Source organism: Phytobacter sp. RSE-02, from assembly GCF_040578655.1.
GTDB classification, from domain to species: Bacteria; Pseudomonadota; Gammaproteobacteria; order Enterobacterales; family Enterobacteriaceae; genus Phytobacter; species Phytobacter diazotrophicus.
In genome coordinates this window covers 102,639-128,239 of sequence record NZ_JBEULY010000007.1, presented here as the reverse complement: position 1 = coordinate 128,239, position 25,601 = coordinate 102,639, and the positions used below count along the sequence as shown (strand labels likewise).

Below are 25,601 nucleotides of genomic sequence, written 5' to 3'. Positions count from 1 at the left end.
TGTTTATTTATCACGCTGGATTATGTAATTCGCCAGTGCTTCCAGTGCCGTTGTATCCAGTGATTGTGCCGCCAGGAGATCCAGAGACTGGCGAGCGTCGTCAATCAGATCGCGGGCTTTAATCCGGGCTTGCTCAAGGCCCAGTAACGCAGGATAGGTGCTTTTGCCGAGCTGCTGATCGGCACCCTGGCGTTTACCAAGTGTCGCAGTATCGCCGACAACATCCAGGATGTCATCCTGAACCTGGAAGGCCAGACCGATGCTTTCGGCATACTTATCCAGCACCGGCAGCCATTGATGACCTGAATTCCCCGCACTGAGTGCCCCCATTCTTACCGCCGCGCGAATCAATGCTCCCGTTTTATGGCGATGAATGCGCTCCAGCGCGGCTAAATCGACCTGCTGACCTTCTGCGGCGAGATCCAGAGCCTGGCCTCCGCACATGCCGGCAGCGCCGCTGGCAATCGCCAGTTCGCGTACCATGGCAAGGCGGTCCTGCGTTGCCACTTCTGGCATGGGCGCATCACTGAGGATAGTAAACGCCAGCGTTTGCAGCGCGTCTCCGGCCAGTATCGCATTGGCTTCGCCGAATTTGATGTGGCAGGTGGGCAGGCCACGACGTAAATCATCGTCGTCCATGGCAGGCAGGTCATCGTGAATCAGCGAATAGGCGTGAATACACTCAACCGCTGCTGCAGGGGCATCCAGGGTTTCCCGGCTGACGCCGAACATGCCGCCGGTCGCATAGACCAGGAACGGACGCAGGCGCTTACCGCCTAATAATGCGCCATACTGCATGGCCTCAACCAGAGGAGTGTTCTGAAAGGGAAGAGGGGCAATAAACCGCCGCAGGGCATCGTTGGCATGTTCGACACAGGCCTGTAATTGTTGGCTAAAGTCCATTTACTCGTTATCCGGTGTGAACGGCGTGAGAGGTGCCTCTTCATTGTCGGACAGCAAAATCTGTACGCGCTGTTCCGCCTGCTGGAGTTTCACTTGCCCCTGACGGGCAAGCTGTACGCCGCGTTCGAATTCATTAAGGGCCTCTTCCAGCGGAAGATCGCCGCTTTCAAGACGGGTAACAATCTGTTCCAGCTCGCTCAACGCCGTTTCAAATGTGGCGGGTGCGTCGTTTTTCTTTGGCATAGTGAATGTCTGACTCTTATTGATACCGACTACGATATGGTAGCGAAGTCGTGAGGCTTAGCAAATAACGCGCAATGGTCATGCAAAATGCGCAGGAGCTTCGCGATGGTGGTATACTTCCGCGCCTGGATGGCAGCCGCGGTATACACTTCATCCTTCAAACTGCTTCTTTGTTGGCTGCCTTTGTTCACCCCAGTCACTTACGTGAGTAAGCTCCTGGGTTCACTCAGTTGCCGCCGCGAAGCATTTTGAATGATTTTGTGTATAAGGGCTGCTGTACTATTTTCCATTTCTAGCCCCGTCGGGCTTACCAACGAACCATTGCCGCCATGAAGTTTATCATTAAATTGTTCCCGGAAATCACCATCAAAAGCCAATCTGTGCGTTTGCGCTTTATTAAGATTCTCACCGGGAACATTCGTAACGTTCTTAAGCAGTATGATGAGACCCTCGCCGTTGTCCGTCACTGGGATAATATCGAAGTGCGCGCCAAAGATGAAAACCAACGTCTGGTGATTCGTGACGCGCTGACCCGTATCCCGGGTATTCACCATATTCTGGAGGTGGAAGATGTCCCGTTCACCTCTTTGCACGATATTTTCGAAAAAGCGCTGGTGCAATACCGCGACCAGATCGAAGGCAAAACGTTCTGCGTGCGTGTAAAACGTCGTGGCAAGCACGAGTTTAGTTCTATTGAAGTGGAACGCTACGTCGGCGGCGGTTTGAATCAACACGTAGAGTCCGCCCGCGTGAAGCTGACGCACCCGGATGTCACCGTGAATCTGGAGATCGAAGATGATCGCCTGCTGCTGGTAAAAGGCCGTTACGAAGGCATTGGTGGTTTCCCGATTGGTACGCAGGAAGATGTACTGTCGCTGATTTCCGGCGGTTTCGACTCCGGCGTCTCCAGCTACATGCTGATGCGTCGTGGCTGTCGCGTACATTATTGCTTCTTTAACCTGGGCGGTGCGGCGCATGAGATTGGCGTGCGTCAGGTTGCGCATTACCTGTGGAACCGCTTTGGTAGCTCCCACCGGGTACGTTTTGTGGCGATCAATTTTGAACCAGTGGTTGGCGAGATCCTCGAAAAAGTCGATGACGGCCAGATGGGCGTAGTGCTCAAACGCATGATGGTGCGGGCGGCATCCAAAGTTGCCGAGCGCTATGGTGTGCAGGCGCTGGTAACGGGTGAAGCGCTCGGTCAGGTCTCCAGCCAGACGCTGACCAACCTGCGCCTGATTGATAATGTCTCCGATACCATGATCCTGCGTCCGCTGATCTCTTACGATAAAGAGCACATCATCGATCTGGCGCGTGAAATCGGTACCGAAGATTTTGCCCGTACGATGCCGGAATATTGCGGTGTTATTTCGAAAAGCCCGACGGTGAAAGCCGTGAAGGCCAAAATCGAAGCGGAAGAAGCACATTTCGATTTCGAGATCCTGGATCGTGTGGTTGCGGAAGCCTCGAATATCGATATTCGTGATATCGCTGCGCAGACCAGCGAAACGGTTGTTGAGGTCGAAACGGTCAGCGGATTTGGCCCGAACGATGTGATTCTCGATATCCGTTCTATTGACGAGCAGGACGATAAACCGCTGACGGTGGAAGGTATCGACGTGGTGTCGTTGCCGTTCTATAAGCTGAGCACCAAATTCGGCGACCTCGATCAGAGCAAAACCTGGTTACTGTGGTGTGAGCGTGGGGTGATGAGCCGCCTGCAGGCGCTCTATCTGCGTGAGCAGGGTTTTGAGAATGTGAAGGTGTACCGACCTTAAATTCAGTAAAACAAGGATGTTTACCCATAATGGATTATGAATCTGTATCCGCACGTCAGGATGACGTGCGCTTTTCAATTAACGTACCCGCGCAGTCTTTATCTTTTGAACATTATTTACGAGGCTTAGGTTTTTGCCGTGCGACATTACCTGAAACTCGTCGCCGCTTTGGCAGATTGCCCTTGTTTATCATTACGGCATTCTTTATGTGGCTGGTAATAGCCCTTGCGGTTTCACTGTTTAACGGCAATTTTCATTTCCGTTTTATGGGCTGGGTTGCAGACGATACAACAGATGATTATCTCTTTTATTTTCGCGATGGTGCGGCCCTGTCGCTATTGGTGCTGTGCTATATCGCAGGTGTATTGACCGTAAAGATAACGATGACCCGGCGTTACAGGCAATGGTCACGCAGATATTATGAAGTCAATGATGCCAACCGTTATGGCTACTCACTTGAGCTGACAAATGAAGGGATACAGTGGACGCATGCTGATAATCACGCTTCTCACGCCTTTATGGCGTGGAGTAAAGTCACATCAGTAATGAGTGATGGTACGCTTGATTATATCGTCATGGGGCCGGCAGGGTTTTTATGGATCCCCATTCATTTACCGGATTACCCACAAGAAAAGGTAATCGCGTTTATTAAACAACATCTGTAATCCGTTTAGCGGCGGAAACTACTCCCGCCGCCTGTTCAGGCTTCGTAGTAATTATAAATCCCCGCCGCCATCACCAACTGCGATGCCACTTCATAGGCCTTTTCCCGCCCGACCAGCAGATCAATAATCTTTAAGCCAAAATCAATGCTCGTGCCTGGCCCCTGGCTGGTGAGCAGTTTTACGCGTGGATCCCAGACAACGCGTTTGTCCTGCCACTGCTCCGCCGGTATTTTCTCTTTCAGCGCCGGGAAGCCGGTCATATTGCCTAGTGGGAACAGGTTGTGAGGCACCAATACGGTAGCTGCCGCTGCGCATATGGCCGCGACGATACGTCCGGAGGCATGGAATTGCCGTACAGTCTCTACCAGCAGTGGGCTGTCACGGAAACATTCTGCCCCCTTAATTCCGCCCGGTAAGACGATAATGTCGTAATCACCGTCTGCCACAGAGACCAGCGGCGCATCTGCCAGCAGCTTGACCCCACGCGAGCAGGTGATCGCAAGATTACCGTCACTGGCAACGCTGGCGGTGGTCACGCTGATGCCGCCACGAACAAGCAGGTCGATAGTGGTGACCGCTTCGGTCTCTTCACTACCAGGGGCGAGACATACCAGAGCTGATGCGCTCATACTCACTCTCCTTACGTTTCACTAAGTCATACAGGCGGGCGTTTTCCGGCACCGCGATACCGTGGGCACGGGCGCGTTTGAGCAAGTAGCCTGTGATGTAATCGCACTCGGTATGACGCATGGCGCGAATGTCCTGCAACATTGAGGAAATATTATCCGCCGTGTTATCAATCACCTGGTATACATAGCTGAGTAACTCATCAGCCGAGATATGGTGGCCTTCACGTTCGATAACGGCAGCAACCTCGTGGGTGATTTTCTTGATTTCATCGGGAAAGGTACGTAAATCGCCGTTTCGGCAATTTTCCAGCGCGCTCAGCGGATTCACCACGCAATTAACCGCCAGTTTGCGCCAGAGGGCCGGACGAATGTTGTTGTGCCAGGCCACGTCCGGAAGCACCTCCTGCAGACTATCAGCCAGATAGCTAAAGTCGCCGTCCTGCTGCCTCGCCGGGCCAATATGCGTCGTGCCGCTGGCAACATGCACAATGACATTGCCGTCGCGGCGCGCCGCGTGCGTCGTGGTGCCAATCAGTAAAGGCTGCGACAGTGATTTCAGCTCTTCTACCGTTCCCATGCCGTTATGAATCAGCAAAATGGGTGTGGTGGCTGGCAACATCGCCGCCAAACCTCTTACCGCGTCAGAAACCTGCCAGGCTTTAAGCGTGACCAGCAATAAGTCGCTGCTCGCCAGAAATTCGGGATCGTTCGCGGTCAGAGATTCGTTAAAAATGGAGCCGTCTTCATCAACCAGGTTCACACTGCAAAAGGGTTGCGGTACGCGCAACCAACCCTGTACTTCGTGTCCATGCTTGCACAGAGCAGTTAACCACAATTGCCCTAAAGCACCGCATCCGAGTACGGTAATTTTCATTGTTCCTCCTCACCTGCAACTGCGCCAGGTGTCACTGCTTACAGTATAGCGCCGTCAGCACTGCATTCAGCTATTACAAGTTGAGTTATGCTTTGTTGCGGGTATTATGCATCGCAATAAACACTGAGGGAGAAGAAAAGATGCCATCTTTCGATATTGTTTCTGAGGTTGATCTTCAGGAAGTCCGCAACGCCGTTGAAAATGCGACCCGTGAAGTCGAAACACGCTTCGATTTTCGTAACGTTGAAGCCACTTTTGAGCTGAATGAACAGAATAAGACGATCAAAGTTCTCAGTGAGTCCGATTTTCAGGTCAATCAATTGCTGGATATCCTGCGTGCGAAGCTGTTAAAACGCGGCATTGAAGGCACATCAATTGATGTTCCGGAAGAGTTTGTCCACAGTGGCAAAACCTGGTTCGTTGAAACCAAACTCAAGCAGGGAATTGAGAGCGCCGTTGCCAAAAAAATCGTTAAGCTGATTAAAGACAGCAAACTGAAGGTGCAGACGCAAATTCAGGGCGAAGAAATTCGCGTTACCGGGAAAGCGCGTGACGATCTGCAGTCCGCGATGGCGCTGGTACGTGGCGGTAATCTGGGACAGCCTTTCCAGTTCAAAAACTTCCGCGATTAATAAAAAAGCGGGATTTCCCCGCTTTTTTTATACCCCTTTGATGGCTTGCTCAACCTCAAAACGGTTGGTGACTTTGCTGTCTATTTTGACGTAGGCGCTGCGTTCTTCAGCGACGACCAGCACTTCGCTCACCCCGCTAGTTGCCAGCAGCCGCGCCTGCAGCGAGGCATCTGGCGTGACACCTTCCGGTATGGCAATACGCAGGCTACTGACATAGGGCGGTTCCTGCATACTTCCGGCGACCAGCAGCCAGACCATGGACAACAGCGCGCCTGCCAGAAAGACCGTCTGTGAGTCGAACAGGCCGTCGACCCAGCCACCGAGCGCGCCGCCAATCGCCACCCCAAGGAACTGGCTGGTGGAGTAAATCCCCATCGCTGTGCCTTTATATCCGGCAGGGGCTTCTTTGCTAATAAGCGACGGCAGCAGGGCTTCCATCAGATTAAAGGCGAGGAAGAAAATCTGCACCCCCAGCACCAGTTCCCAGAAATGGGGACCCGCACCCCAGAGCACGATCTCCGCAATAAGCAGCAGCGCGACGCAAAATACAAACACGCGCTTCATGCGGCGCTTCACTTCGGCATAAATAATAAAAGGCACCACGGAAACAAACGACACCAGCATCGTAACAAGATAGATTTTCCAGTGATCGCGGGCGGCAAATCCGGCGGCTTCGAGCATGCCCGGCAGGGCGACGAAGGTGGACATTAGCAGGATATGCAGACACATGATGCCGAAGTTCAGTTTCAGCAGTTTTGGGCTGGCGATGACCTGACTAAAGCAGCCTTTTACCATCCCGGAGTCCCGGTTAAGCACGTGGTTGTGGCTGTTTGGCACCACCCACAATGTTAATGCGATACCCATGGCCGCCAGTGCGGCAATCAGCCAGAAGAGGGCATGCAGACCCAGTGTATGGGTGATGATCGGGCCAAGCACCATCGCGATAGCAAAGGTCACGCCGAAGCTGACGCCAATAAACGCCATGGCTTTGGTGCGATTTTGTTCACGGGTTAAATCAGAGAGCAGGGCCATCACCGCGGCGGCAATGGCGCCGGAGCCCTGGAGCGCGCGCCCAAGGATAATGCCCCAGATGGAATCTGAGAGGGCCGCAATAATACTGCCAACCACAAAGATGGCGAGGCCACCGACGATAAGCGGTTTGCGACCAACGCGGTCTGAAAGCAGACCAAAGGGAATTTGAAACACCGCCTGTGCCAGGCCGTAAATGCCAATCGCCAGACCAATCAGCGCCTCGCTGGCACCCTGTAATGCCATGCCATACGTGGTCAGAACGGGCAGGACCATAAACATGCCAAGCATGCGCAGGGAAAAAACAGTCCCTAAACCCCAGGTTGCGCGCAACTCGCCTGGCGTCATTTTATAATCGTTCATTACCACCTCAATCGAAAAACAGGCCATAGTTTAGGCGGGGTGCCAGGCGCGGTAAATAGGTGATTGTTTAATAGATATTACGAGGCTGTGAACGGTATTTATTTCGCTGCCAGCACACATTAACTACCCAGCCGAAACGGACCGCATCTGGAAACGTGCCGCGAAAGAATTATAAAGGCCATATCGCAGTAAAGAGATGAGGGGAGGGGGCTATGGGGAGGTGGAACGCTGTAGCCAACTGACAGACATAAAAAAGCCGGGTTATCCCCGGCTTTTAAAAGGTGTTATCCGTTACCAGACAGCCGCGAGCAGATTGTGAGAGTCAGGGACCATAAAATCCACTGACATCATCACGCTTAACGCGGTAATCGCGATGATGGAAAAGCCGAACAGCTTACGCGCCCAGACTTTGTCGTCTTCCACTTTGTAGCCACGCAGCGCCATACCCAGCCACCATACGCTTACGGCCGCGGCAACCACCAGATATTTGTACCCGGCATAACCGCCAAGGGAGAGCATCAGTGTTGCGACCGCAAAAGCGATGATATAGAGCGTGATATGGTTCTTGGCGACCGAAATGCCTTTCACCACCGGCAGTACCGGGATGTTTGCCGCCTGGTAATCTTTAAAGCGGAAAATGGCGATGGCGTACGAATGTGGCATCTGCCAGAGGCTGAAAATCGCCAGCAAAATAGCCGCACCGCTGTCAAACCCGCCGGTGACGGCACAGTAGCCAATCACCGGAGGCGCTGCGCCGGAAAGCGAGCCGATCAGCGTACCGTAGACCGAGTGGCGTTTCATATACAGGCTATAGACGCCCACATACACCACAAAGCCCATCACCCCCAGCCAGCAGGCCAGAGGATTCGCGCCAAACCACAGCAGCATGAAGCCAGCAATACCCAACAAGGCAGCGTAAACCAGCGAGACTTTCGGCGAAATCAGGCCCCGGACCAGCACGCGGTTTTTCGTCCGCTCCATCTTCTTATCGATGTCACGGTCAATGTAGTTATTAAATACACAACCGGAGGCGACAACCAGCGACACGCCAACCAGCGTGTAGACGAACAGCGGGTAATCAATGTGGCCTTTAGAGGCCAGCAGGAACCCACCGATCACCGAGATCAGGTTGCCAAAAATAATGCCAGGTTTCGTTACTTGCAGGTATTGCTTCAACATACTCGCCGCTCTTAGTGAACCATCATGTTGTAGTTGAGGTTCCACATGATCCAGATGGAGCCGACTACCAGGATTGCGATGATAATCACGGTAAAGACGAAAGCTGTCATATTCCAGCCTTCATCGGACTTCGTGTTCATGTGCAGGAAGCAAACCAGATGCACCAGAATCTGCACAACCGCGGTAACCAGTACGGTGCCCAGAATCGCAGCATGAGATGCTGTGCCGCTCATCACCATCCAGAACGGAATAACCGTCAGGATGACCGACAGGATAAAACCTGTCATGTAGGTTTTTACGCTACCGTGGGAAGCGCCATGTTCCGTTGAATGACTCATTACATCGCCCCCATCAGATAGACTACAGAGAACACACAGATCCACACCACGTCCAGGAAGTGCCAGAACAGGCTCAGGCACATGATACGGGTACGGTTAGTGCTGGTCAGGCCGCGACGCGAAACCTGGAACATCAGCACTGCCATCCATACCAGACCCGAGGTTACGTGCAGACCGTGGGTGCCGACCAGCGCGAAGAACGCGGAGAGGAAGCCACTGCGGTCCGGACCCATACCTTCTGCGATCAGGTGATGGAATTCATAAATCTCCATGCCTACGAACCCGGCACCGAACAAGAAGGTCAGTGCCAGCCAGGAAATAACCTGGCTTTTGTTGTTTTTGTACATGGCGATCGCCGCCATGCCGTAGGTGATGGAGCTGAATAACAGCAGTGCGGTTTCTACCAGGACGAACGGCAGCTCGAAAATGTCCTTGCCAGTCGGGCCACCCGCCGTGCCGTTCACCAGAACGGCATAGGTAGCAAACAGGCATGAGAACAAAATGCAGTCGCTCATCAGGTAGATCCAGAACCCAAATACCTTAGTCGGGCCTGCATCGTGGTGCCCATGTTCGTGCGCGTGGGCATTCGCATGCGTTAAAGTATCAGTTGCCATTTTTCAGCCCTGCCTTAGAAATCTCATCGAAATGCTGTTTTTCCAGTTTTTCGATTTCTGCAACCGGTACGTAGTAATCCACGTCCTCGTCGAAGCTTTTCACAATCCAGGTAATGATCATGCCGGCGAAGCCAACAATCGCCATCCACCAGATGTGCCAGATCATCGCGAAACCAAACACCGTTGCGAAGGCGGCAATCACAACGCCCGCACCGCTGTTTTTCGGCATATGAATTTCTTCATAATGCGCTGGTTGCTTGTACGCTTCGCCTTTTTCTTTCATTTCCCAGAAGGAGTCACGTTCGTGAATCTCAGGAACCACAGCGAAGTTATAGAACGGCGGCGGAGAAGAGGTCGCCCATTCCAGCGTACGGCCACCCCACGGGTCACCGGTCAGGTCACGGTTCTGGTCGCGGTCGCGAATAGACACGTAAATCTGAATCAGCAGGCAGAGGATACCGATAGCAATCAGTGCCGCACCGCAGGCTGCAATCACCAGCATAGAGTGGAACTGCGGATCAATCTGCTGGCTCAGGCGACGGGTCATACCCATAAAGCCCAGCACGTACAGCGGCATAAATGCCACGAAGAAGCCGATGATCCAGAACCAGAATGCGCGTTTGCCCCAGGTTTCATTCAGCGTGAAGCCAAATGCCTTCGGCCACCAGTAGGTCAGGCCTGCGAAGCAACCGAACACCACACCACCGATAATCACGTTATGGAAGTGGGCAATCAGGAACAGACTGTTGTGCAGGACGAAGTCCGCACCCGGCACCGCCAGCAGAACGCCCGTCATACCGCCCACCGAGAAGGTGACGATAAAGCCGATGGTCCACAGCATCGCAGAGTGGAACACGATGCGACCCTGGTACATGGTGAACAGCCAGTTGAAGATCTTCACCCCGGTCGGGATAGCGATGATCATCGTCGTAATACCAAAGAAGGCGTTTACGTTCGCGCCTGCACCCATCGTAAAGAAGTGGTGCAGCCAGACGATGAACGACAGGATGGTAATACAGATGGTCGCCCATACCAGCGAAGTGTAACCAAACAGACGTTTACGCGAGAAGGTTGCTGCGATTTCGGAGAACACCCCGAACACCGGCAGAACCAGGATGTACACTTCCGGATGGCCCCAGGCCCAAATCAGGTTGATGTACATCATCATGTTGCCGCCCATATCGTTGGTAAAGAAATGGGTACCGATATAACGGTCGAGGGTCAACAGCGCGATGGTCACGGTCAGAATGGGGAACGAGACGATAATCAGGACGTTGGCGCACAGAGATGCCCAGGTAAAGACTGGCATCTTGAACATACCCATGCCCGGCGCACGCATCTTCAGAATCGTTACGAAGAAGTTGATACCGGTCAGCGTCGTACCGATACCAGAGAGCTGGAGTGCCCAGATCCAGTAATCGACCCCGACACCAGGGCTGTATTCAATTCCCGACAGCGGCGGATAAGCCAGCCAACCCGTCTGCGCGAACTCACCGACGCCCAGAGAGATGTTAACCAGAATCACACCGACAACCGTGAACCAGAAGCTCAGGTTGTTCAGGAACGGGAACGCCACGTCACGCGCGCCGATCTGTAGCGGAACCACGAGGTTCATCAGACCGATAACGAATGGCATCGCCACGAAGAAGATCATGATCACACCGTGAGCGGTGAAAATCTGATCGTAGTGGTGAGGTGGCAGGAAACCTGCTTCCCCGGCAGAAGCCAGCGCCTGCTGACTACGCATCATCACGGCGTCTGCAAAGCCACGCAGCAGCATAACGACTGCAACCGCAACATACATAATGCCAAGACGTTTGTGGTCTACAGAGGTAAACCATTCATTCCACAGCCATGCCCACTTTTTGAAGTAAGTGAGCAGACCGACTACCGCCAGTCCCCCGACGATAATCGCAGCAATCGTGACCATGATAATGGGTTCATGGTACGGCACTGCATCCAGTGTAAGTTTTCCGAACATCGTATTCTTCCTCGACCCCTTTAGTGAGAGGCTTCCGCGTGGCTCATGTCCATGCCTTCCATACCTTCATGCGAGGCGTGCTCACCTTCTGGCTGGGTCATGTCCATGCTCTTGCCGTGGCCCATAAATTTGTTGATAACGTCTTTAAACAAATCGGGTTTCACGCTGGAGAAGTATTCAACCTTATTGTATTCGCTTGGTGCGGCAACTTTCTCGTAAGCATCCATGTCAGCCATGGTGTTCTGAGATTGTTTCACTTTAGCGACCCATTGGTCGAACGCTGCGCGGTCCGGCGTGGCGATAGCTTTGAACTTCATACCGGAGAAGCCTGGTCCGCTATAGCTGGCGGAGATACCGTCGTAGGTACCAGCTTCATTGGCGATAAGATGCAGTTTGGTCTGCATACCCGCCATCGCGTAGATCTGGCTGCCCAGACGCGGGATAAAGAACGAGTTCATCACGGAGTTGGAGGTCACCTTGAATTCCACCGGAGTGTTCGCCGGGAAGGCGATTTCATTCACGGTAGCAATGCCTTGTTCCGGGTAGATGAAGAACCATTTCCAGTCCATGGCGACAACTTCAATGGTAACAGGTGCTTCGTCATGCGCCAGCGGTTTGCTCGGTTCGAGCGAGTGGGTAGTTTTCCAGGTGAGTACAGCAAGGAACAGGATGATCAGAATCGGCACCGTCCAGACCACAGCTTCAACTTTGTTGGAGTGTGACCAGTTAGGGCTATACTTCGCATCTTTATTGCTCGCACGATACTTCCAGGCGAAACCAACGGCCATCAAGATGGCGGGAATAACGACAATCAACATCAGGCCAAATGCCGTCAGTATCAGCGAACGTTGCTCCAGTCCAATCTGTCCTTTGGGGTCAAGTAGTGCAGAATCACAGCCACTGAGTAAAATCGTGCCTGCAAATAATGACAACCATCCCAAACTTTTATTGTATTTCCTGAGTCTCATTTACCGACCTCAATTCCACGGGGATCTGGTGGCGTTTAAAGTGTGCGGGCATTTTACGGGAAGGTTACATTACTGTAAACATGAATGGCGTAGTGTCAGTATGGTGTTACTGGGTTCTGCCGATTATGTCACACGAAATGCAACAACCTGTAAAATCGGGTGTTCGCACAGCCTGCCATTAAGGTTATAACGAAATCCCAGGAATACAATAAGGGGGCGGGTAAATTGGTATAACCAATCAAAATCATAAACAATTGCTTAACAATATTTCAGCATTTATTGAACATTACTGGAAACATATAATTAATAACCGTGCTGAATCGTTCAAGAGTAACCCTTAATTAATACCGCACAAAATAATTAAAGAAATTTTCTTCCCCTTTCGATAAATATTCGTATCCAGAATATTTCTGGCTTGCTTGTTTATTGAACGAAATAATAACTGAAAGGTAATATCTAAAGCGAATCCGCATAACTTGCTGATTATTATATTGCGATTCGTTTTTGCTTTTTTATCAGTGACTAAGGGATGGAAATGGCCATAACAGGAAACGACTCGCCAATTATTGGGATAGATCTGGGAACATCTAACAGTGCAGTCGCGTGGTTTGATGGTGAGAACCCACAGTTGCTCACGGGCTCGCGGGGCGAAAGATTGACCCCCTCAGTAGTTGGAGTGGACGACAACGGTAATCTGCTGGTGGGTGAAGCGGCGAAAGCACGACTGGTCAGCCATCCTCACCTGACCATTGCCAGTTTCAAACGCTACATGGGAACAGATAAGACGTGGAGTCTGGGGGCTCGCCGGTTCCGGGCAGAAGAGCTGTCGGCGTTGGTGCTACGTAAACTGAAGACTGACGCGGAAGTTGCGTTGGGTGGCACCATTTCTCGCGCCGTCATCACCGTACCGGCTTATTTTAATGACGTTCAGCGTAAAGCGGTCAAAGTGGCCGGAAGACTGGCCGGGCTTGAGGTTGAGCGCTTGTTGAATGAACCCACCGCGGCATCTTTGGCATACGGGCTTGCGGATAATCGCGAGCAAAAGTTCCTGATTTTCGATCTCGGCGGCGGCACCTTCGATGTCTCCATCGTCGATATGTTTGAAGGTGTGATTGAAGTTCGCGCCAGCAGCGGCGATGCCTGGCTTGGCGGCGATGATTTTACCCAGGCTATTCGTCAATGGATGCAGGAGCGTTACCCTGCGCTAGCTCATCCGAATACAGAGTGTGCGGCGGAGCTAACCCGCATTGCCGAAGCGTTCAAATGCGCACTGAGCCAGCAGGATGAGACCAGCGCGACGCTGAGTTATAACGGTGAAGAGTACTGTTGGACATTAACGGCTGAGACCTTTGCTGGTTGTGCCGCCTCACTTCTCACGCGGCTAAAAAAACCGGTTGTACAGGCTTTGCAGGATGCGCATTTCGACCCCGAACACCTCGACCATGTCATTCTTGTAGGGGGCGCCACCCGGATGCCGATTGTTCGTCAGATGGCGACCCGCATGTTCGGACGCTTCCCGCGTAGCGAATTAAACCCCGATGAAGTGGTGGCCCTTGGTGCCGGTGTACAGGCCGGACTGATTGCCCGGGCATGCGCGCTGGATGATATTGTCCTGACCGATGTCATGCCCTATTCCCTGGGGATCGAGGTTTCACGCAGAACTGGCGACAAAATCGATACCGGCCATTTCCTGCCGATTATTGAACGCAACGCCTTTGTACCGGTAAGCGTGATGAAAACCGTGAGCACGCTGTTTGATAATCAACAGTATCTGGAGATAGAAGTTTACCAGGGGGAAGCCCGTCGGGTCAGCGACAATCTGTTGCTGGACAAAATGAAGATTAATGTCCCGCGTCGTAAAGCCGGTGACGTGAGCGCTGACATCCGCTTTACCTATACGCTGGATGGCATTCTTGAGGTGGAATGTAAAGTTCAGGGTGAAGAGACCGCTTCAACCCTGGTCATTGAAAAAGTACCCGGCCAGCTCAGCGAAGAGGAGATACGTGAACGTCTTCGTCAGCTTGATGGCCTGAAAATGCACCCCCGTGATGTTCCAGAAAATCGTCATTTACTGGCAGAGGCTTCCCGTTGTTACGAACAGCATCTTGGGGAGCGGCGACAAATTATCGATCACTATACCAGCCTGTTTGAGCAGTCACTTGATCGCCAGGATGTACGTATGATTGCCGCCGCGCGGGATGAATTGCGTCAGGTGCTCAACCAATTTGATGATGGGATGTAAGTGATGTCGACAATGTGGGAAACACTGGGCATCGAACCAACAACCGATGAATCAGCCATTCGCCGGGCATACGCGAGAGAGCTTAAGTTGCATCGTCCCGATCAGGATCCGCAAGGCTACCAGCTACTGCGTGAAGCGTTCGATGCGGCGAAAGCATTCGCAAAAGGCGAGATAATCTGGCTGGACGATGACAATGTGAAAGCGGTCATCAATCTGGACCGGGCGTTGTCTGAATTACCGCAAGCTAAATTACAAGAGGCCGTGCAGCCAGCGCTCCCACCGCAGCCAGACTGGCAGCGAGAAACCCTTGAGGAGGATGCCGAGCGCTTTTCCGTTCAGTTACTTGCCGATGAAAGTGACGCGCTCAGTGCGCTGCGATTCTATCTTGATCATCGCCTGCCTGACGCTCTGGAAGCCCGACGGGTGTTCAGCCTTGAGCTGGCGCAGGCGTTGAGTCAACGACCGGGCATTTCCCGGAGTCTGGTGAACAATGTGTCGGACATTATGGGATGGGATCTGGGTGGGTATCGCGATTCCCACCTGCCTTATTGGGTCGTTCACGCCCTGGAAACGCAAATTGAGGCGACTGCTGCGGACCATCATTGGGACTATCTACGCCGACAGGCTAGCCTCGATCGACAGAGCCGTCTGGCCTGGCGAATCCTCAGCGGCGAAATAGCGCATTTACCCTGGTGGGCGCGACTCATTCCGGATTTTGTTCAGGGGCTATTGAATCAGGTGACTGAGATCAAAAATGCTTACCCACAGTTGCTGGAACGGGTTAACCCGGCGCTGCTCCTGCTTCTTTCGACTCCCACGCCAGCCGTTTCCTGGGGGGCGCTGATCGCTATCTGGTTCTGGGGATTCGCTCTTTATATCCAGGTGCGGGCTGATGAACATTTAGTCTGGCAGGCGGTAACCATGGTGGGGATTGTGATCCTCTACTTATGGGGGGCGCCTGCGTTGCTGGCGTGCTACGAACGTAAGGCACTTCTCGCACGCATAAGCCATATTTTCTTCTGGCTACTTTCATGGGCCATTATGGCGGTCCCGTTGTTCCACATCTACGCGCTACTGTATCACTATCCGCCAGCGAGTGCGGGCGTTGCGCGAGTCTGTATGTTTACTGCGGTGATTACTTACCCTGTCTGGTGGCTGGTGCGCAGTAATTTACATCAGTGGTACGCAATACCCTTTAATGGCGTCGTGAAACTGATCATGCTGCCTATCCTGTTTCTCAAGCAGTTGCCGCCGATGGTCAATGTCGTCGGGCTTATCATCCTGCCACCGTTATACAGTTACGTGATTAAGTGGCTCTATTTTTTCAATTAATCACTGTGCGAGCGCCAGCGATGCTGGCGCTTTCAGACAACACGCGTTTTACGTAACGCCAGAAAATCTAATACTCCGCCATAGACAATACCCACCAGCGCCAGCAATGCGCCGAATTCCAGCAACCTACTGCCAATGTCGACATGGACCCATCCGCTGGCGTTCACTATCAGGATGACCAGCCAGAAACCCAGTAACAGACAGCCAATAGAAAGCAGGCGTAATGCCAGGCGGTAGGCTTTGGCAAACTCAGTGCGTGGCATAAAACGTTCTGTGCGCTGCGTGAATTCAAGCGTCTCTTTACAGAGCAGCAGCATCAACAGACCTGGCAGGGCAGCCGCGATAGAGAACAGGTAAAACATTGACCAGCCATGGGCTTCAACAAACCAGCCTGCCAGCGGCCCAACGTAAACCCGACCAACAGCAGATAACGCGGAAAGCAGGGCAAACTGGGTGGCAGAAAAGGACTTGTTGCACAGTGTCATCAGCAGCGCAACGAAGGCAGACGTCCCCATACCGCCGCAGAGGTTTTCCAGAAAAACCGCTGACGCCATGCTGATCATATCTTTCGGCGTCACGGCAAGCAGCCAGTATCCCGCATTCGAAATGCCTTGCAGCAGACCGAAAATCAGCAACGCGCGAAACAGAGACAACCGTTGCATTAAAACACCGCCCCAGAGCGCGCCAATAATAGTGGCGATAAGCCCAAGGGTTTTGTTGACCACGCCCACTTCACCGGCATCAAACCCGACGCCGCGAATCAGAAAGGTGGTTGTCAGGCTCATCGCGAACGCGTCACCAAGCTTATAAAGGACAATTAATAGCAAGATAAGCCAGGCATTATTGCGACCGAAGAAATCACGCAGCGGTTCGACAACGGCTTGCTCCAGTGAGCGCGGTGCCGGGATAGCGTCTGTCGGTTCAGGGGCCAGCAACGTTGCGATAATGCATGGGATCAACAGTCCGGCCATCAGCCAGTACATGCCTTGCCAGCCGAGCCAGCGGTCCGCCAGCCACAGCGCCAGACCGCCAGACACTAACATGCCTAAGCGATAACCCAGAACGCTGATTGCCGCCCCGGTTCCGCGCTCCTCTGCCGGTAGCACATCCGTTTTCCACGCATCGAAAACAATGTCCTGTGAAGCAGAACAAAAAGCGATAACGACGGCCAGACCTGCCATCCAGCGCAAATGACTGCCTGGCTCAAGAAAGCCCATCGCAGCGACCGCGACAAGTAAACCCAGTTGTGTCAGGAGTAGCCAACCGCGGCGTCGGCCAAGGAAGGGCGGGGTATAGCGGTCCATCATCGGCGACCAGAGAAATTTAAAAACATAGGCCTGGCCGACAAGCGAGAAGAAACCGATGGTTTTCAGATCGACGTTAGCTACTGTCATCCACGCCTGGAGCGTACCGGATGTCAGCGCCAGTGGTAAACCTGAGGCGAACCCCAGCATCAGCAGAATGGCTGATTTGGGTTGCTGAAAAATGCGAAGGTAATGACTGGACATGGTTGAGTACTGGCCCGGCGAACCGGGCCAGCGTGCGGAACTTAACGCGTGTTCTGCTTGATGAACTGATGAATTGTGGTGTCCTGAGACATATCCGCGATGGTGTCGGTCAACACGCTGTTAACGGCATTCGTGATCTTGTCGTTAGTCGCCTGGAGTGCGCCTTCAACGTTATAGCTGGCGCGGTAGTTTTTCGTCATTTTATTGCCGTTAGCTGCGGTTGCGATGATTGCAATATCCGCTTTCGTAGCAATGCTGTAACGCAGATTGCCCTGAGAAACATCGGCATACAGCTGGTTAACAATGATTTGCAGGTTAGCCGCACCGCTTGGGCCTATCATATAACCGCGCGCAGTCATTTGTTTTTCCAGCACTTCTTGTAGCAGGAAGCGCAGGTCACGGGATGCCGTTAGGGTAACCAGTTGGTTATCGCGAGTGACTTTTGCCAGTGCCTGGTCAGGGCGCTGGTCTGCGCCAGTGATGCTCACTGTAACGCCCATCAGGCTAGGATCCTGCTGTGGCAGCGTAATCTTCGGTGACACTTCAAGAGTGGTTGGCGGGGTGGCGCACCCGGCCAGCATAAATAAAGCGACCAATGGGAAGAGAAGTTTTTTTAACATGTTCAGGCTCTCAGTGGATCTTAAGCTTAGATAGGGAAAATTCTTGCCATCATAACATCGCCGTCAACAAGGGGAAGTCCTCAATGCATGTAAATTCATCGCCTTGTGCTTTTTTTAATCGCACGAACGATTTGCTCTGTCGAACATGACGTCATTTTTGACCTTTTCAGTAGAGTTCATACCTTTGACTGAGAAAATAGGACGAAAGCTAAATTTTTGTTGTTTTCTTGTTATGGACAGGATAAAAGCGGCTAACATTTAAAGGGATGGGTCGCATCTCAGCGTTGTCGGAGGAGTCCTTTCATGATGATACGTGAGCAGATAGAAGATAAATTAAGGGCAGCGTTTGAACCCGTGTTCCTCGAAGTTGTTGATGAAAGCTATCGTCACAATGTACCGGCCGGTTCCGAAAGCCATTTCAAAGTTGTGCTGGTCAGTGACCGCTTTTCCGGGGAACGTTTCCTCAACCGTCACCGTATGATCTACGGCACCCTTGCGGCGGAACTCTCGTCCACCGTTCATGCACTGGCTCTGCATACCTACACGATTAAGGAGTGGGAAGGTCTGCAGGACACCGTTTTCGCCTCGCCGCCATGCAGGGGAGCAGGTAGCATCGCGTAAAACGCATTTGCAACTGCCAGAGCTTTTCCAGTATGTTGCGTACAGTTTAAGTAAAAACGGCCTACGGGCCGTTTTGTTTTGTCTGAGTTTTGAGCGAGAAGCGCAATTTTTAGGTCAAAATTACCTCGGAATTGTGAAAAATGGCGCAACAATGCGGCGTTCCCGTTCTCGACTCACTAAAGTGATGCCGCTATAATGCCGCGTCTTTATATATGAACGTCTTCGGGATGATTCTGGTGACAGGGAATGTATATCTGATTTGAGAGAGCATCCCGGTTCTGCGAAGCCCTATGACAGCTTCCAGAGTAGAGTTGACCGAGCACTGTGATTTTTTGAGGTAACAAGATGCAAGTTTCAGTTGAAACCACTCAGGGCCTTGGGCGCCGTGTAACGATTACTATCGCTGCTGACAGCATCGAGACCGCTGTGAAGAGCGAGCTGGTTAACGTAGCGAAGAAAGTACGTATTGACGGCTTCCGTAAAGGCAAAGTACCGATGAATGTCGTTGCTCAGCGTTATGGCGCCTCCGTACGTCAGGACGTACTGGGCGAACTGATGAGCCGCAACTTTATTGACGCGATCATTCAGGAAAAAATCAACCCGGCTGGCGCACCGAACTATGTTCCGGGCGAATACAAACTGGGCGAAGACTTTACCTACTCCGTAGAATTCGAAGTTTATCCGGAAGTTGAGCTGAAAGGCCTGGAAACTATCGAAGTTGAAAAACCGGTTGTAGAAGTGACCGACGCTGACGTCGACACTATGCTGGACACCCTGCGTAAACAACAAGCAACCTGGAAAGATAAAGATGGTGCTGTTGACGCGGAAGACCGTGTGACTGTTGATTTCACTGGCTCTGTAGACGGTGAAGAGTTCGAAGGCGGCAAAGCCACTGATTTCGTGCTGGCGATGGGCCAGGGTCGTATGATCCCTGGCTTTGAAGACGGCATCAAAGGCCACAAAGCGGGTGACGAGTTCACCATCGACGTGACTTTCCCGGAAGATTACCACGCTGAAAACCTGAAAGGTAAAGCGGCGAAATTCGTTATCAACCTGAAAAAAGTTGAAGAACGTGAGCTGCCGGAACTGACCGAAGAGTTCATCAAACGTTTCGGCGTTGAAGATGGTTCTGTTGCTGGTCTGCGTGCAGAAGTTCGTAAGAACATGGACCGTGAGCTGAAAGGCGCAGTGCGTAACCGCATCAAGTCTCAGGCAATCGAAGGTCTGGTAAAAGCGAACGAGATCGAAATCCCGTCTGCCCTGATCGACAGCGAAATCGACGTTCTGCGTCGTCAGGCTGCTCAGCGCTTCGGTGGTAACGAGAAACAAGCGCTGGAGCTGCCGCGTGAGCTGTTTGAAGAGCAGGCTAAACGCCGCGTGATCGTTGGTCTGCTGCTGGGCGAAGTGATTCGCACCAACGAGCTGAAAGCTGACGAAGAACGCGTGAAAGGTCTGATCGAAGAGATGGCTTCTGCTTACGAAGATCCGACCGAAGTTATCGAATTCTACAGCAAAAACAAAGAGCTGACCGATAACATGCGTAACGTCGCTCTGGAAGAACAGGCTGTTGAAGCTGTACTGGCAAAAGCAAAAGTGACTGAGAAAGCAACCAGCTTCCAGGAACTGATGAACCAGCAGGCTTAATTTACTCATCCGGTATAAAGAGTAAACAATAAGCCCGTCACCTTCTGGTGACGGGCTTTTTTTATCGCATTGATGTTATCAGAAGTGTGCTAAAAGGGCGTTTCAGTGTTAGCGTAACAGCAAAAGGTTGTTATGCTTGAAATAAGGTGTGGTCATCCCCATTAAGGGACTATCGACTGTGAACACTCTGGCTGATAATCCGTCCGTGAGGGGTCGTAGTCAGACCTGGCTCACTCAAGTACAATCAGTACAGCAGGTTATTTATTTTTAGATCCAGGAGACGGACATGTCATACAGCGGCGAACGAGATACCTTTGCACCCCATATGGCCCTGGTGCCAATGGTTATTGAACAGACCTCACGCGGTGAGCGCTCTTTTGATATCTACTCCCGTCTTCTTAAGGAACGTGTCATTTTCATGACGGGTCAGGTTGAAGACCACATGGCAAACCTGATCGTGGCGCAGATGTTGTTCCTGGAAGCGGAGAATCCGGAAAAAGATATTTACCTGTATATTAACTCTCCGGGTGGCGTTATCACCGCCGGAATGTCAATTTACGACACCATGCAATTTATTAAGCCTGACGTCAGCACCATTTGTATGGGGCAGGCCGCGTCCATGGGCGCATTCCTGCTGACGGCGGGAGCAAAAGGCAAGCGTTTCTGCCTGCCAAACTCACGCGTGATGATTCACCAGCCGCTGGGTGGTTACCAGGGGCAGGCGACGGATATTGAGATCCACGCCCGTGAAATCCTGAAAGTGAAAGGGCGTATGAACGAACTCATGGCGCACCACACGGGTCAATCTTTAGAGCAAATTGAACGAGATACAGAACGTGACCGTTTCCTCTCTGCGAACGAAGCCGTCGAATACGGTCTGGTTGATTCAATTTTGACCCATCGTAATTAATGCTCAGGCCGGAGTAGTGCCGCTATAATGAATATCGAGCGGCACTACGCTGGCAAGCGTTTTGCGCCTGGAATGGCATTTGCGTCGTCATGTGCGGCACAAAGAACAGAAAAGAGGTTTTGACTCATGACAGATAAACGCAAAGATGGTTCGGGCAAACTGTTGTACTGCTCTTTTTGCGGCAAAAGCCAGCATGAAGTGCGCAAGCTCATTGCCGGGCCGTCCGTGTATATCTGCGACGAATGTGTTGATCTGTGTAACGACATTATTCGCGAAGAGATTAAAGAAGTTGCGCCGCATCGCGAGCGCAGTGCACTGCCGACCCCGCACGAGATTCGCCATCACCTGGACGATTATGTTATCGGTCAGGAACAGGCGAAAAAAGTGTTGGCCGTCGCGGTATACAACCATTACAAACGTCTGCGCAACGGCGACACCAGCAATGGTGTTGAGCTGGGCAAAAGTAACATTCTGCTGATCGGGCCAACCGGTTCCGGTAAAACGCTGCTGGCTGAAACACTGGCGCGCCTGCTGGATGTTCCGTTTACCATGGCGGATGCCACCACACTGACCGAAGCGGGTTATGTGGGTGAAGACGTTGAAAACATCATCCAGAAACTGTTGCAGAAGTGCGATTACGACGTACAAAAAGCGCAGCGCGGCATCGTCTACATTGATGAGATCGATAAGATCTCGCGTAAGTCTGACAATCCGTCTATCACCCGCGACGTATCTGGTGAAGGCGTACAGCAGGCGTTGCTGAAACTGATCGAAGGTACCGTGGCAGCCGTGCCGCCGCAGGGGGGTCGTAAACACCCGCAACAGGAATTCTTACAGGTTGATACCTCCAAAATCCTGTTCATTTGTGGTGGCGCATTCGCCGGTCTGGATAAAGTGATTTCCCATCGTGTTGAAACCGGTTCTGGTATCGGCTTTGGCGCGACGGTAAAAGCGAAATCCGAAAAAGCGAATGAAGGCGAACTGCTGGCCCAGGTTGAGCCGGAAGATCTGATCAAATTTGGTCTGATCCCGGAATTTATTGGTCGTCTGCCAGTGGTGGCAACCCTCAACGAGCTGAGCGAAGAAGCGCTGATTCAGATCCTGAAAGAGCCGAAAAACGCCCTGACCAAACAGTATCAGGCGCTGTTCAATCTTGAAGGTGTGGATCTGGAGTTCCGTGACGAAGCCTTGACCGCTATCGCGAAGAAAGCGATGGTGCGTAAAACGGGTGCGCGTGGTCTGCGTTCCATCGTCGAAGCTGCGTTACTGGACACCATGTATGATCTGCCGTCTCTGGAAGAGGTCGACAAAGTGGTTATTGATGAGTCCGTTATTGCCGGGCAAAGCAAACCGCTGTTGATCTACGGTAAGCACGAAGCGCAACAGGCATCTGGTGAATAATTCACCAATCCATACATGCAGTTAATGTAAAAGGGGGGATTTTATCTCCCCTTTTATTTTTCCTGATTCTCGCCGTTGAATGTGTGGGAAACATCCCCATATACTGCTTTACATGTTAATGGTGCGTGTTGCACAGTCACGTCACCGGATTACCTGGCGGACATTAAACTAAGAGAGAGCTCTATGAATCCTGAGCGTTCTGAACGCATTGAAATCCCCGTATTGCCGTTGCGCGATGTGGTGGTTTATCCGCACATGGTCATACCCCTGTTTGTAGGGCGGGAAAAATCTATCCGTTGTCTTGAAGCGGCCATGGACCATGATAAAAAAATCATGTTGGTTGCACAGAAAGAAGCCTCAACGGATGAGCCGGGTGTAAACGATCTTTTCACCGTCGGGACCGTGGCCTCTATTCTGCAGATGCTGAAACTGCCTGACGGCACTGTCAAAGTGCTGGTGGAAGGTCTGCAGCGCGCGCGCATTACCACGCTGTCGGATAATGGCGAACATTTCACGGCTAAAGCGGAATATCTCGATTCCCCGGCCATTGATGAGCGCGAGCAGGAAGTGCTGGTACGCACTGCCATCAGCCAGTTTGAAGGCTATATCAAGCTCAACAAAAAAATCCCACCGGAAGTGCTGACTTCGCTGAACAGCATTGACGACCCTGCGCGTCTGGCCGATACCATTGCCGCGCATATGCCATTGAAACTGGCCGACAAACAGTCCGTTCTGGAGATGTCCGACGTTAATGAACGTCTGGAATATCTGATGGCGATGATGGAATCGGAAATCGACCTGCTGCAAGTCGAGAAGCGCATCCGTAATCGCGTTAAAAAACAGATGGAGAAATCTCAGCGCGAGTACTACCTGAACGAGCAGATGAAGGCCATTCAGAAAGAACTCGGCGAGATGGATGACGCGCCGGATGAGAACGAAGCGCTGAAACGCAAAATCGACGCGGCCAAAATGCCAAAAGAGGCAAAAGAGAAGGCCGAAGCCGAACTGCAGAAACTGAAAATGATGTCCCCGATGTCTGCGGAAGCCACCGTGGTCCGCGGTTATATCGAGTGGATGATTCAGGTTCCGTGGTATGCGCGCAGCAAAGTGAAAAAAGACCTGCGTCAGGCGCAGGAAGTGCTCGATACCGACCACTATGGCCTTGAGCGTGTCAAAGACCGCATCCTTGAGTATCTCGCGGTACAAAGCCGTATGAACAAACTCAAAGGCCCAATCCTGTGTCTGGTTGGACCGCCGGGGGTGGGTAAAACCTCTCTGGGTCAGTCCATCGCCAAAGCGACAGGACGTAAGTACATCCGTATGGCGCTTGGCGGCGTGCGTGACGAAGCGGAAATTCGCGGTCACCGTCGTACCTATATTGGCTCCATGCCAGGCAAACTGATCCAGAAAATGGCCAAAGTGGGCGTGAAAAACCCGCTGTTCCTGCTCGATGAGATCGATAAAATGTCTTCGGACATGCGTGGCGATCCAGCATCTGCTCTGCTGGAAGTGCTTGATCCGGAACAGAACGTTGCATTTAGCGATCACTATCTGGAAGTGGATTACGATCTCAGCGATGTCATGTTTGTCGCGACGTCTAACTCCATGAACATTCCGGCACCGCTGCTCGATCGTATGGAAGTCATCCGTCTTTCCGGTTACACGGAAGATGAGAAGCTGAATATTGCTAAACAGCATCTGCTGACGAAACAGATCGAACGTAATGCGCTCAAACCGACGGAACTGACCGTGGATGACAGCGCCATTGTCGGCATTATCCGTTATTACACCCGTGAAGCGGGCGTGCGTAGCCTTGAGCGTGAAATCTCGAAATTGTGCCGTAAAGCGGTGAAACAGTTGCTGATGGATCCGACACTGAAACACATCGAGATTAACGGGGAAAATCTGCACGATTACCTGGGCGTTCAGCGCTTTGACTATGGCCGCGCGGATGACGAAAACCGTGTAGGTCAGGTAACCGGACTGGCGTGGACCGAAGTCGGCGGCGACCTGCTGACCATCGAAACCGCGTGCGTACCGGGCAAAGGCAAGCTGACTTATACCGGTTCGCTCGGTGAAGTTATGCAGGAATCTATCCAGGCCGCGCTGACCGTGGTGCGTGCACGGGCGGAAAAACTCGGTATTAACGGGGATTTCTACGAAAAACGCGATATTCACGTTCACGTACCGGAAGGAGCTACGCCGAAAGACGGCCCAAGCGCCGGTATCGCGATGTGTACCGCGCTGGTTTCTTGCCTGACAGGCAACCCGGTACGTGCTGATGTGGCGATGACGGGTGAAATTACCCTGCGTGGTCAGGTTCTGCCGATTGGTGGCCTGAAAGAAAAACTGCTGGCGGCACACCGTGGCGGGATCAAAACCGTGCTAATTCCTTACGAGAACAAACGCGATCTTGAGGAAATTCCGGAAAACGTCATTGCCGACCTGGACATCCATCCGGTTAAGCGCATTGATGAGGTTCTGGCCCTGGCATTGCAAAACGAACCGTTTGGTATGCAGGTCGCGACCGCAAAATAGTGACCGCGCGCAAAGAGCGTTGATAAAAACAAGGCTGGTAAGGCATTTCGGACTTGCCAGCCTTTTTTTGTATAGCTAATTTAGATTGCTGGTTGGGTGTGTCATCATCAACTGGTGTTGTAAGGGCATGACAGGCCTGATATAACTGCTGCGCGGTCGCGCTGTGAAGGACTCAGGCGCGATATAAATTATAAAGAGAGGAAGAGAAGAGTGAATAAATCTCAACTGATAGACAAGATTGCCGCGGGGGCTGACATCTCTAAAGCGGCTGCTGGACGTGCGTTAGATGCTTTAATTGCTTCTGTTACTGAATCTCTGAAAGAAGGGGACGATGTAGCGCTGGTAGGTTTTGGTACTTTTGCTGTTAAAGAGCGTGCTGCGCGTACAGGTCGCAACCCTCAGACCGGCAAAGAAATCACTATCGCCGCAGCTAAGGTTCCGGGCTTCCGCGCTGGCAAGGCACTGAAAGACGCGGTTAACTGATCGCTTCCCTGTGGGAGGTGAAAAGTACAAGGGCGCATCGAGAGATGTGCCTTTTTTATTTATTCAGTCACTCTTATCTGAGTTTCTGCGAGTTGTGGGCTGACAA

General features: G+C 52.2%; 23 protein-coding genes. 11 read left to right on the top strand and 12 right to left on the bottom strand.

The features are described 5' to 3' along the window. Nucleotides 1-3: 3 nt before the first annotated feature. Nucleotides 4-903, bottom strand: a complete 900-nt coding sequence (gene ispA, locus ABU190_RS16210; protein WP_354691835.1) for a (2E,6E)-farnesyl diphosphate synthase — start codon at nucleotides 901-903, stop codon at nucleotides 4-6. Then, nucleotides 904-1,146: an exodeoxyribonuclease VII small subunit gene (gene xseB / locus ABU190_RS16205; protein WP_041852518.1), complete on the bottom strand. Its 243-nt coding sequence runs from the start codon at nucleotides 1,144-1,146 to the stop codon at nucleotides 904-906. A gap of 329 nt (nucleotides 1,147-1,475) precedes the next feature. Between xseB and thiI the strand changes: the two genes are divergently transcribed. Together thiI and ABU190_RS16195 are read left to right on the top strand one after the other, a co-directional pair. After that, nucleotides 1,476-2,924 carry a tRNA uracil 4-sulfurtransferase ThiI gene (thiI, locus tag ABU190_RS16200; RefSeq protein ID WP_354691834.1) on the top strand — a complete coding sequence of 483 codons (1,449 nt, stop codon included), beginning with the start codon at nucleotides 1,476-1,478 and terminating at the stop codon, nucleotides 2,922-2,924. Nucleotides 2,925-2,953: 29 nt separating this feature from the next. After that, nucleotides 2,954-3,589: a hypothetical protein gene (locus tag ABU190_RS16195; protein ID WP_071195840.1), complete on the top strand. Its 636-nt coding sequence runs from the start codon at nucleotides 2,954-2,956 to the stop codon at nucleotides 3,587-3,589. Between the two features lie 35 nt (nucleotides 3,590-3,624). Here ABU190_RS16195 and yajL read toward each other — a convergent pair whose 3' ends face one another. Continuing rightward, nucleotides 3,625-4,218 (bottom strand): protein deglycase YajL, encoded by a 594-nt coding sequence (gene yajL, locus ABU190_RS16190; RefSeq protein ID WP_041852515.1) that lies wholly within the window; start codon nucleotides 4,216-4,218, stop codon nucleotides 3,625-3,627. Further along, nucleotides 4,181-5,092 (bottom strand): 2-dehydropantoate 2-reductase, encoded by a 912-nt coding sequence (gene panE, locus ABU190_RS16185; protein ID WP_354691833.1) that lies wholly within the window; start codon nucleotides 5,090-5,092, stop codon nucleotides 4,181-4,183. Before panE ends, yajL begins: the two co-directional genes overlap by 38 nt. A gap of 140 nt (nucleotides 5,093-5,232) precedes the next feature. On the opposite strand from panE, the gene ABU190_RS16180 reads away from it, so the two are divergent. After that, nucleotides 5,233-5,724 (top strand): YajQ family cyclic di-GMP-binding protein, encoded by a 492-nt coding sequence (locus ABU190_RS16180; RefSeq protein ID WP_107223657.1) that lies wholly within the window; start codon nucleotides 5,233-5,235, stop codon nucleotides 5,722-5,724. A gap of 27 nt (nucleotides 5,725-5,751) precedes the next feature. Here the strand turns inward: ABU190_RS16180 and ABU190_RS16175 are convergent, their stop codons facing one another. The 6 genes from ABU190_RS16175 to cyoA form a co-directional block, all read right to left on the bottom strand. Next, on the bottom strand, nucleotides 5,752-7,116 hold the full coding sequence (locus tag ABU190_RS16175; RefSeq protein WP_354691832.1) for an MFS transporter: 1,365 nt from the start codon (nucleotides 7,114-7,116) through the stop codon (nucleotides 5,752-5,754). Between the two features lie 291 nt (nucleotides 7,117-7,407). Further along, nucleotides 7,408-8,295: a heme o synthase gene (gene cyoE, locus ABU190_RS16170; RefSeq protein ID WP_071195839.1), complete on the bottom strand. Its 888-nt coding sequence runs from the start codon at nucleotides 8,293-8,295 to the stop codon at nucleotides 7,408-7,410. 11 nt (nucleotides 8,296-8,306) lie between these two features. Beyond that, the gene (locus tag ABU190_RS16165) at nucleotides 8,307-8,633 is read right to left on the bottom strand and encodes a cytochrome o ubiquinol oxidase subunit IV (RefSeq protein WP_041852511.1); all 327 of its coding nucleotides are present in this window, start codon (nucleotides 8,631-8,633) and stop codon (nucleotides 8,307-8,309) included. Then, nucleotides 8,633-9,247: a cytochrome o ubiquinol oxidase subunit III gene (locus ABU190_RS16160; RefSeq protein WP_041852510.1), complete on the bottom strand. Its 615-nt coding sequence runs from the start codon at nucleotides 9,245-9,247 to the stop codon at nucleotides 8,633-8,635. Before ABU190_RS16160 ends, ABU190_RS16165 begins: the two co-directional genes overlap by 1 nt. Continuing rightward, nucleotides 9,237-11,228: a cytochrome o ubiquinol oxidase subunit I gene (cyoB, locus tag ABU190_RS16155; protein WP_193795281.1), complete on the bottom strand. Its 1,992-nt coding sequence runs from the start codon at nucleotides 11,226-11,228 to the stop codon at nucleotides 9,237-9,239. Before cyoB ends, ABU190_RS16160 begins: the two co-directional genes overlap by 11 nt. 20 nt (nucleotides 11,229-11,248) lie before the next feature. Further along, nucleotides 11,249-12,196 carry a cytochrome o ubiquinol oxidase subunit II gene (cyoA, locus tag ABU190_RS16150; RefSeq protein WP_271850717.1) on the bottom strand — a complete coding sequence of 316 codons (948 nt, stop codon included), beginning with the start codon at nucleotides 12,194-12,196 and terminating at the stop codon, nucleotides 11,249-11,251. 535 nt (nucleotides 12,197-12,731) lie between these two features. On the opposite strand from cyoA, the gene ABU190_RS16145 reads away from it, so the two are divergent. Both ABU190_RS16145 and ABU190_RS16140 read left to right on the top strand, forming a co-directional pair. Then, the gene (locus ABU190_RS16145; protein WP_354691831.1) at nucleotides 12,732-14,438 is read left to right on the top strand and encodes a molecular chaperone HscC; all 1,707 of its coding nucleotides are present in this window, start codon (nucleotides 12,732-12,734) and stop codon (nucleotides 14,436-14,438) included. 3 nt (nucleotides 14,439-14,441) lie between these two features. Continuing rightward, on the top strand, nucleotides 14,442-15,770 hold the full coding sequence (locus tag ABU190_RS16140) for a molecular chaperone DnaJ (RefSeq protein WP_354691830.1): 1,329 nt from the start codon (nucleotides 14,442-14,444) through the stop codon (nucleotides 15,768-15,770). Nucleotides 15,771-15,802: 32 nt separating this feature from the next. Here the strand turns inward: ABU190_RS16140 and ampG are convergent, their stop codons facing one another. Next, entirely contained in the window at nucleotides 15,803-17,278 is a 1,476-nt protein-coding gene (gene ampG / locus ABU190_RS16135) for a muropeptide MFS transporter AmpG (RefSeq protein ID WP_354691829.1), read from the bottom strand. Between the two features lie 41 nt (nucleotides 17,279-17,319). Next, nucleotides 17,320-17,898 carry a lipoprotein gene (locus ABU190_RS16130; RefSeq protein WP_041852504.1) on the bottom strand — a complete coding sequence of 193 codons (579 nt, stop codon included), beginning with the start codon at nucleotides 17,896-17,898 and terminating at the stop codon, nucleotides 17,320-17,322. Between the two features lie 303 nt (nucleotides 17,899-18,201). Here ABU190_RS16130 and bolA point away from each other — a divergent pair, with 303 nt between their 5' ends. The 6 genes from bolA to hupB all read left to right on the top strand — a co-directional run bounded on the left by bolA (nucleotide 18,202) and on the right by hupB (nucleotide 25,495). Beyond that, complete coding sequence (gene bolA / locus ABU190_RS16125) at nucleotides 18,202-18,519, top strand: transcriptional regulator BolA (RefSeq protein WP_041852503.1); 318 nt, start codon at nucleotides 18,202-18,204, stop codon at nucleotides 18,517-18,519. 345 nt (nucleotides 18,520-18,864) lie between these two features. After that, nucleotides 18,865-20,163, top strand: a complete 1,299-nt coding sequence (tig, locus tag ABU190_RS16120; protein ID WP_041852502.1) for a trigger factor — start codon at nucleotides 18,865-18,867, stop codon at nucleotides 20,161-20,163. 286 nt (nucleotides 20,164-20,449) lie between these two features. After that, nucleotides 20,450-21,073 (top strand): ATP-dependent Clp endopeptidase proteolytic subunit ClpP, encoded by a 624-nt coding sequence (gene clpP, locus ABU190_RS16115; RefSeq protein WP_041852501.1) that lies wholly within the window; start codon nucleotides 20,450-20,452, stop codon nucleotides 21,071-21,073. Nucleotides 21,074-21,199: 126 nt separating this feature from the next. Then, nucleotides 21,200-22,474 (top strand): ATP-dependent protease ATP-binding subunit ClpX, encoded by a 1,275-nt coding sequence (gene clpX, locus ABU190_RS16110; RefSeq protein ID WP_041852500.1) that lies wholly within the window; start codon nucleotides 21,200-21,202, stop codon nucleotides 22,472-22,474. Between the two features lie 183 nt (nucleotides 22,475-22,657). Further along, the gene (gene lon / locus ABU190_RS16105; RefSeq protein WP_041852499.1) at nucleotides 22,658-25,012 is read left to right on the top strand and encodes an endopeptidase La; all 2,355 of its coding nucleotides are present in this window, start codon (nucleotides 22,658-22,660) and stop codon (nucleotides 25,010-25,012) included. A gap of 210 nt (nucleotides 25,013-25,222) precedes the next feature. Then, on the top strand, nucleotides 25,223-25,495 hold the full coding sequence (hupB, locus tag ABU190_RS16100; RefSeq protein ID WP_041852498.1) for a nucleoid-associated protein HU-beta: 273 nt from the start codon (nucleotides 25,223-25,225) through the stop codon (nucleotides 25,493-25,495). Nucleotides 25,496-25,601: the final 106 nt, after the last annotated feature.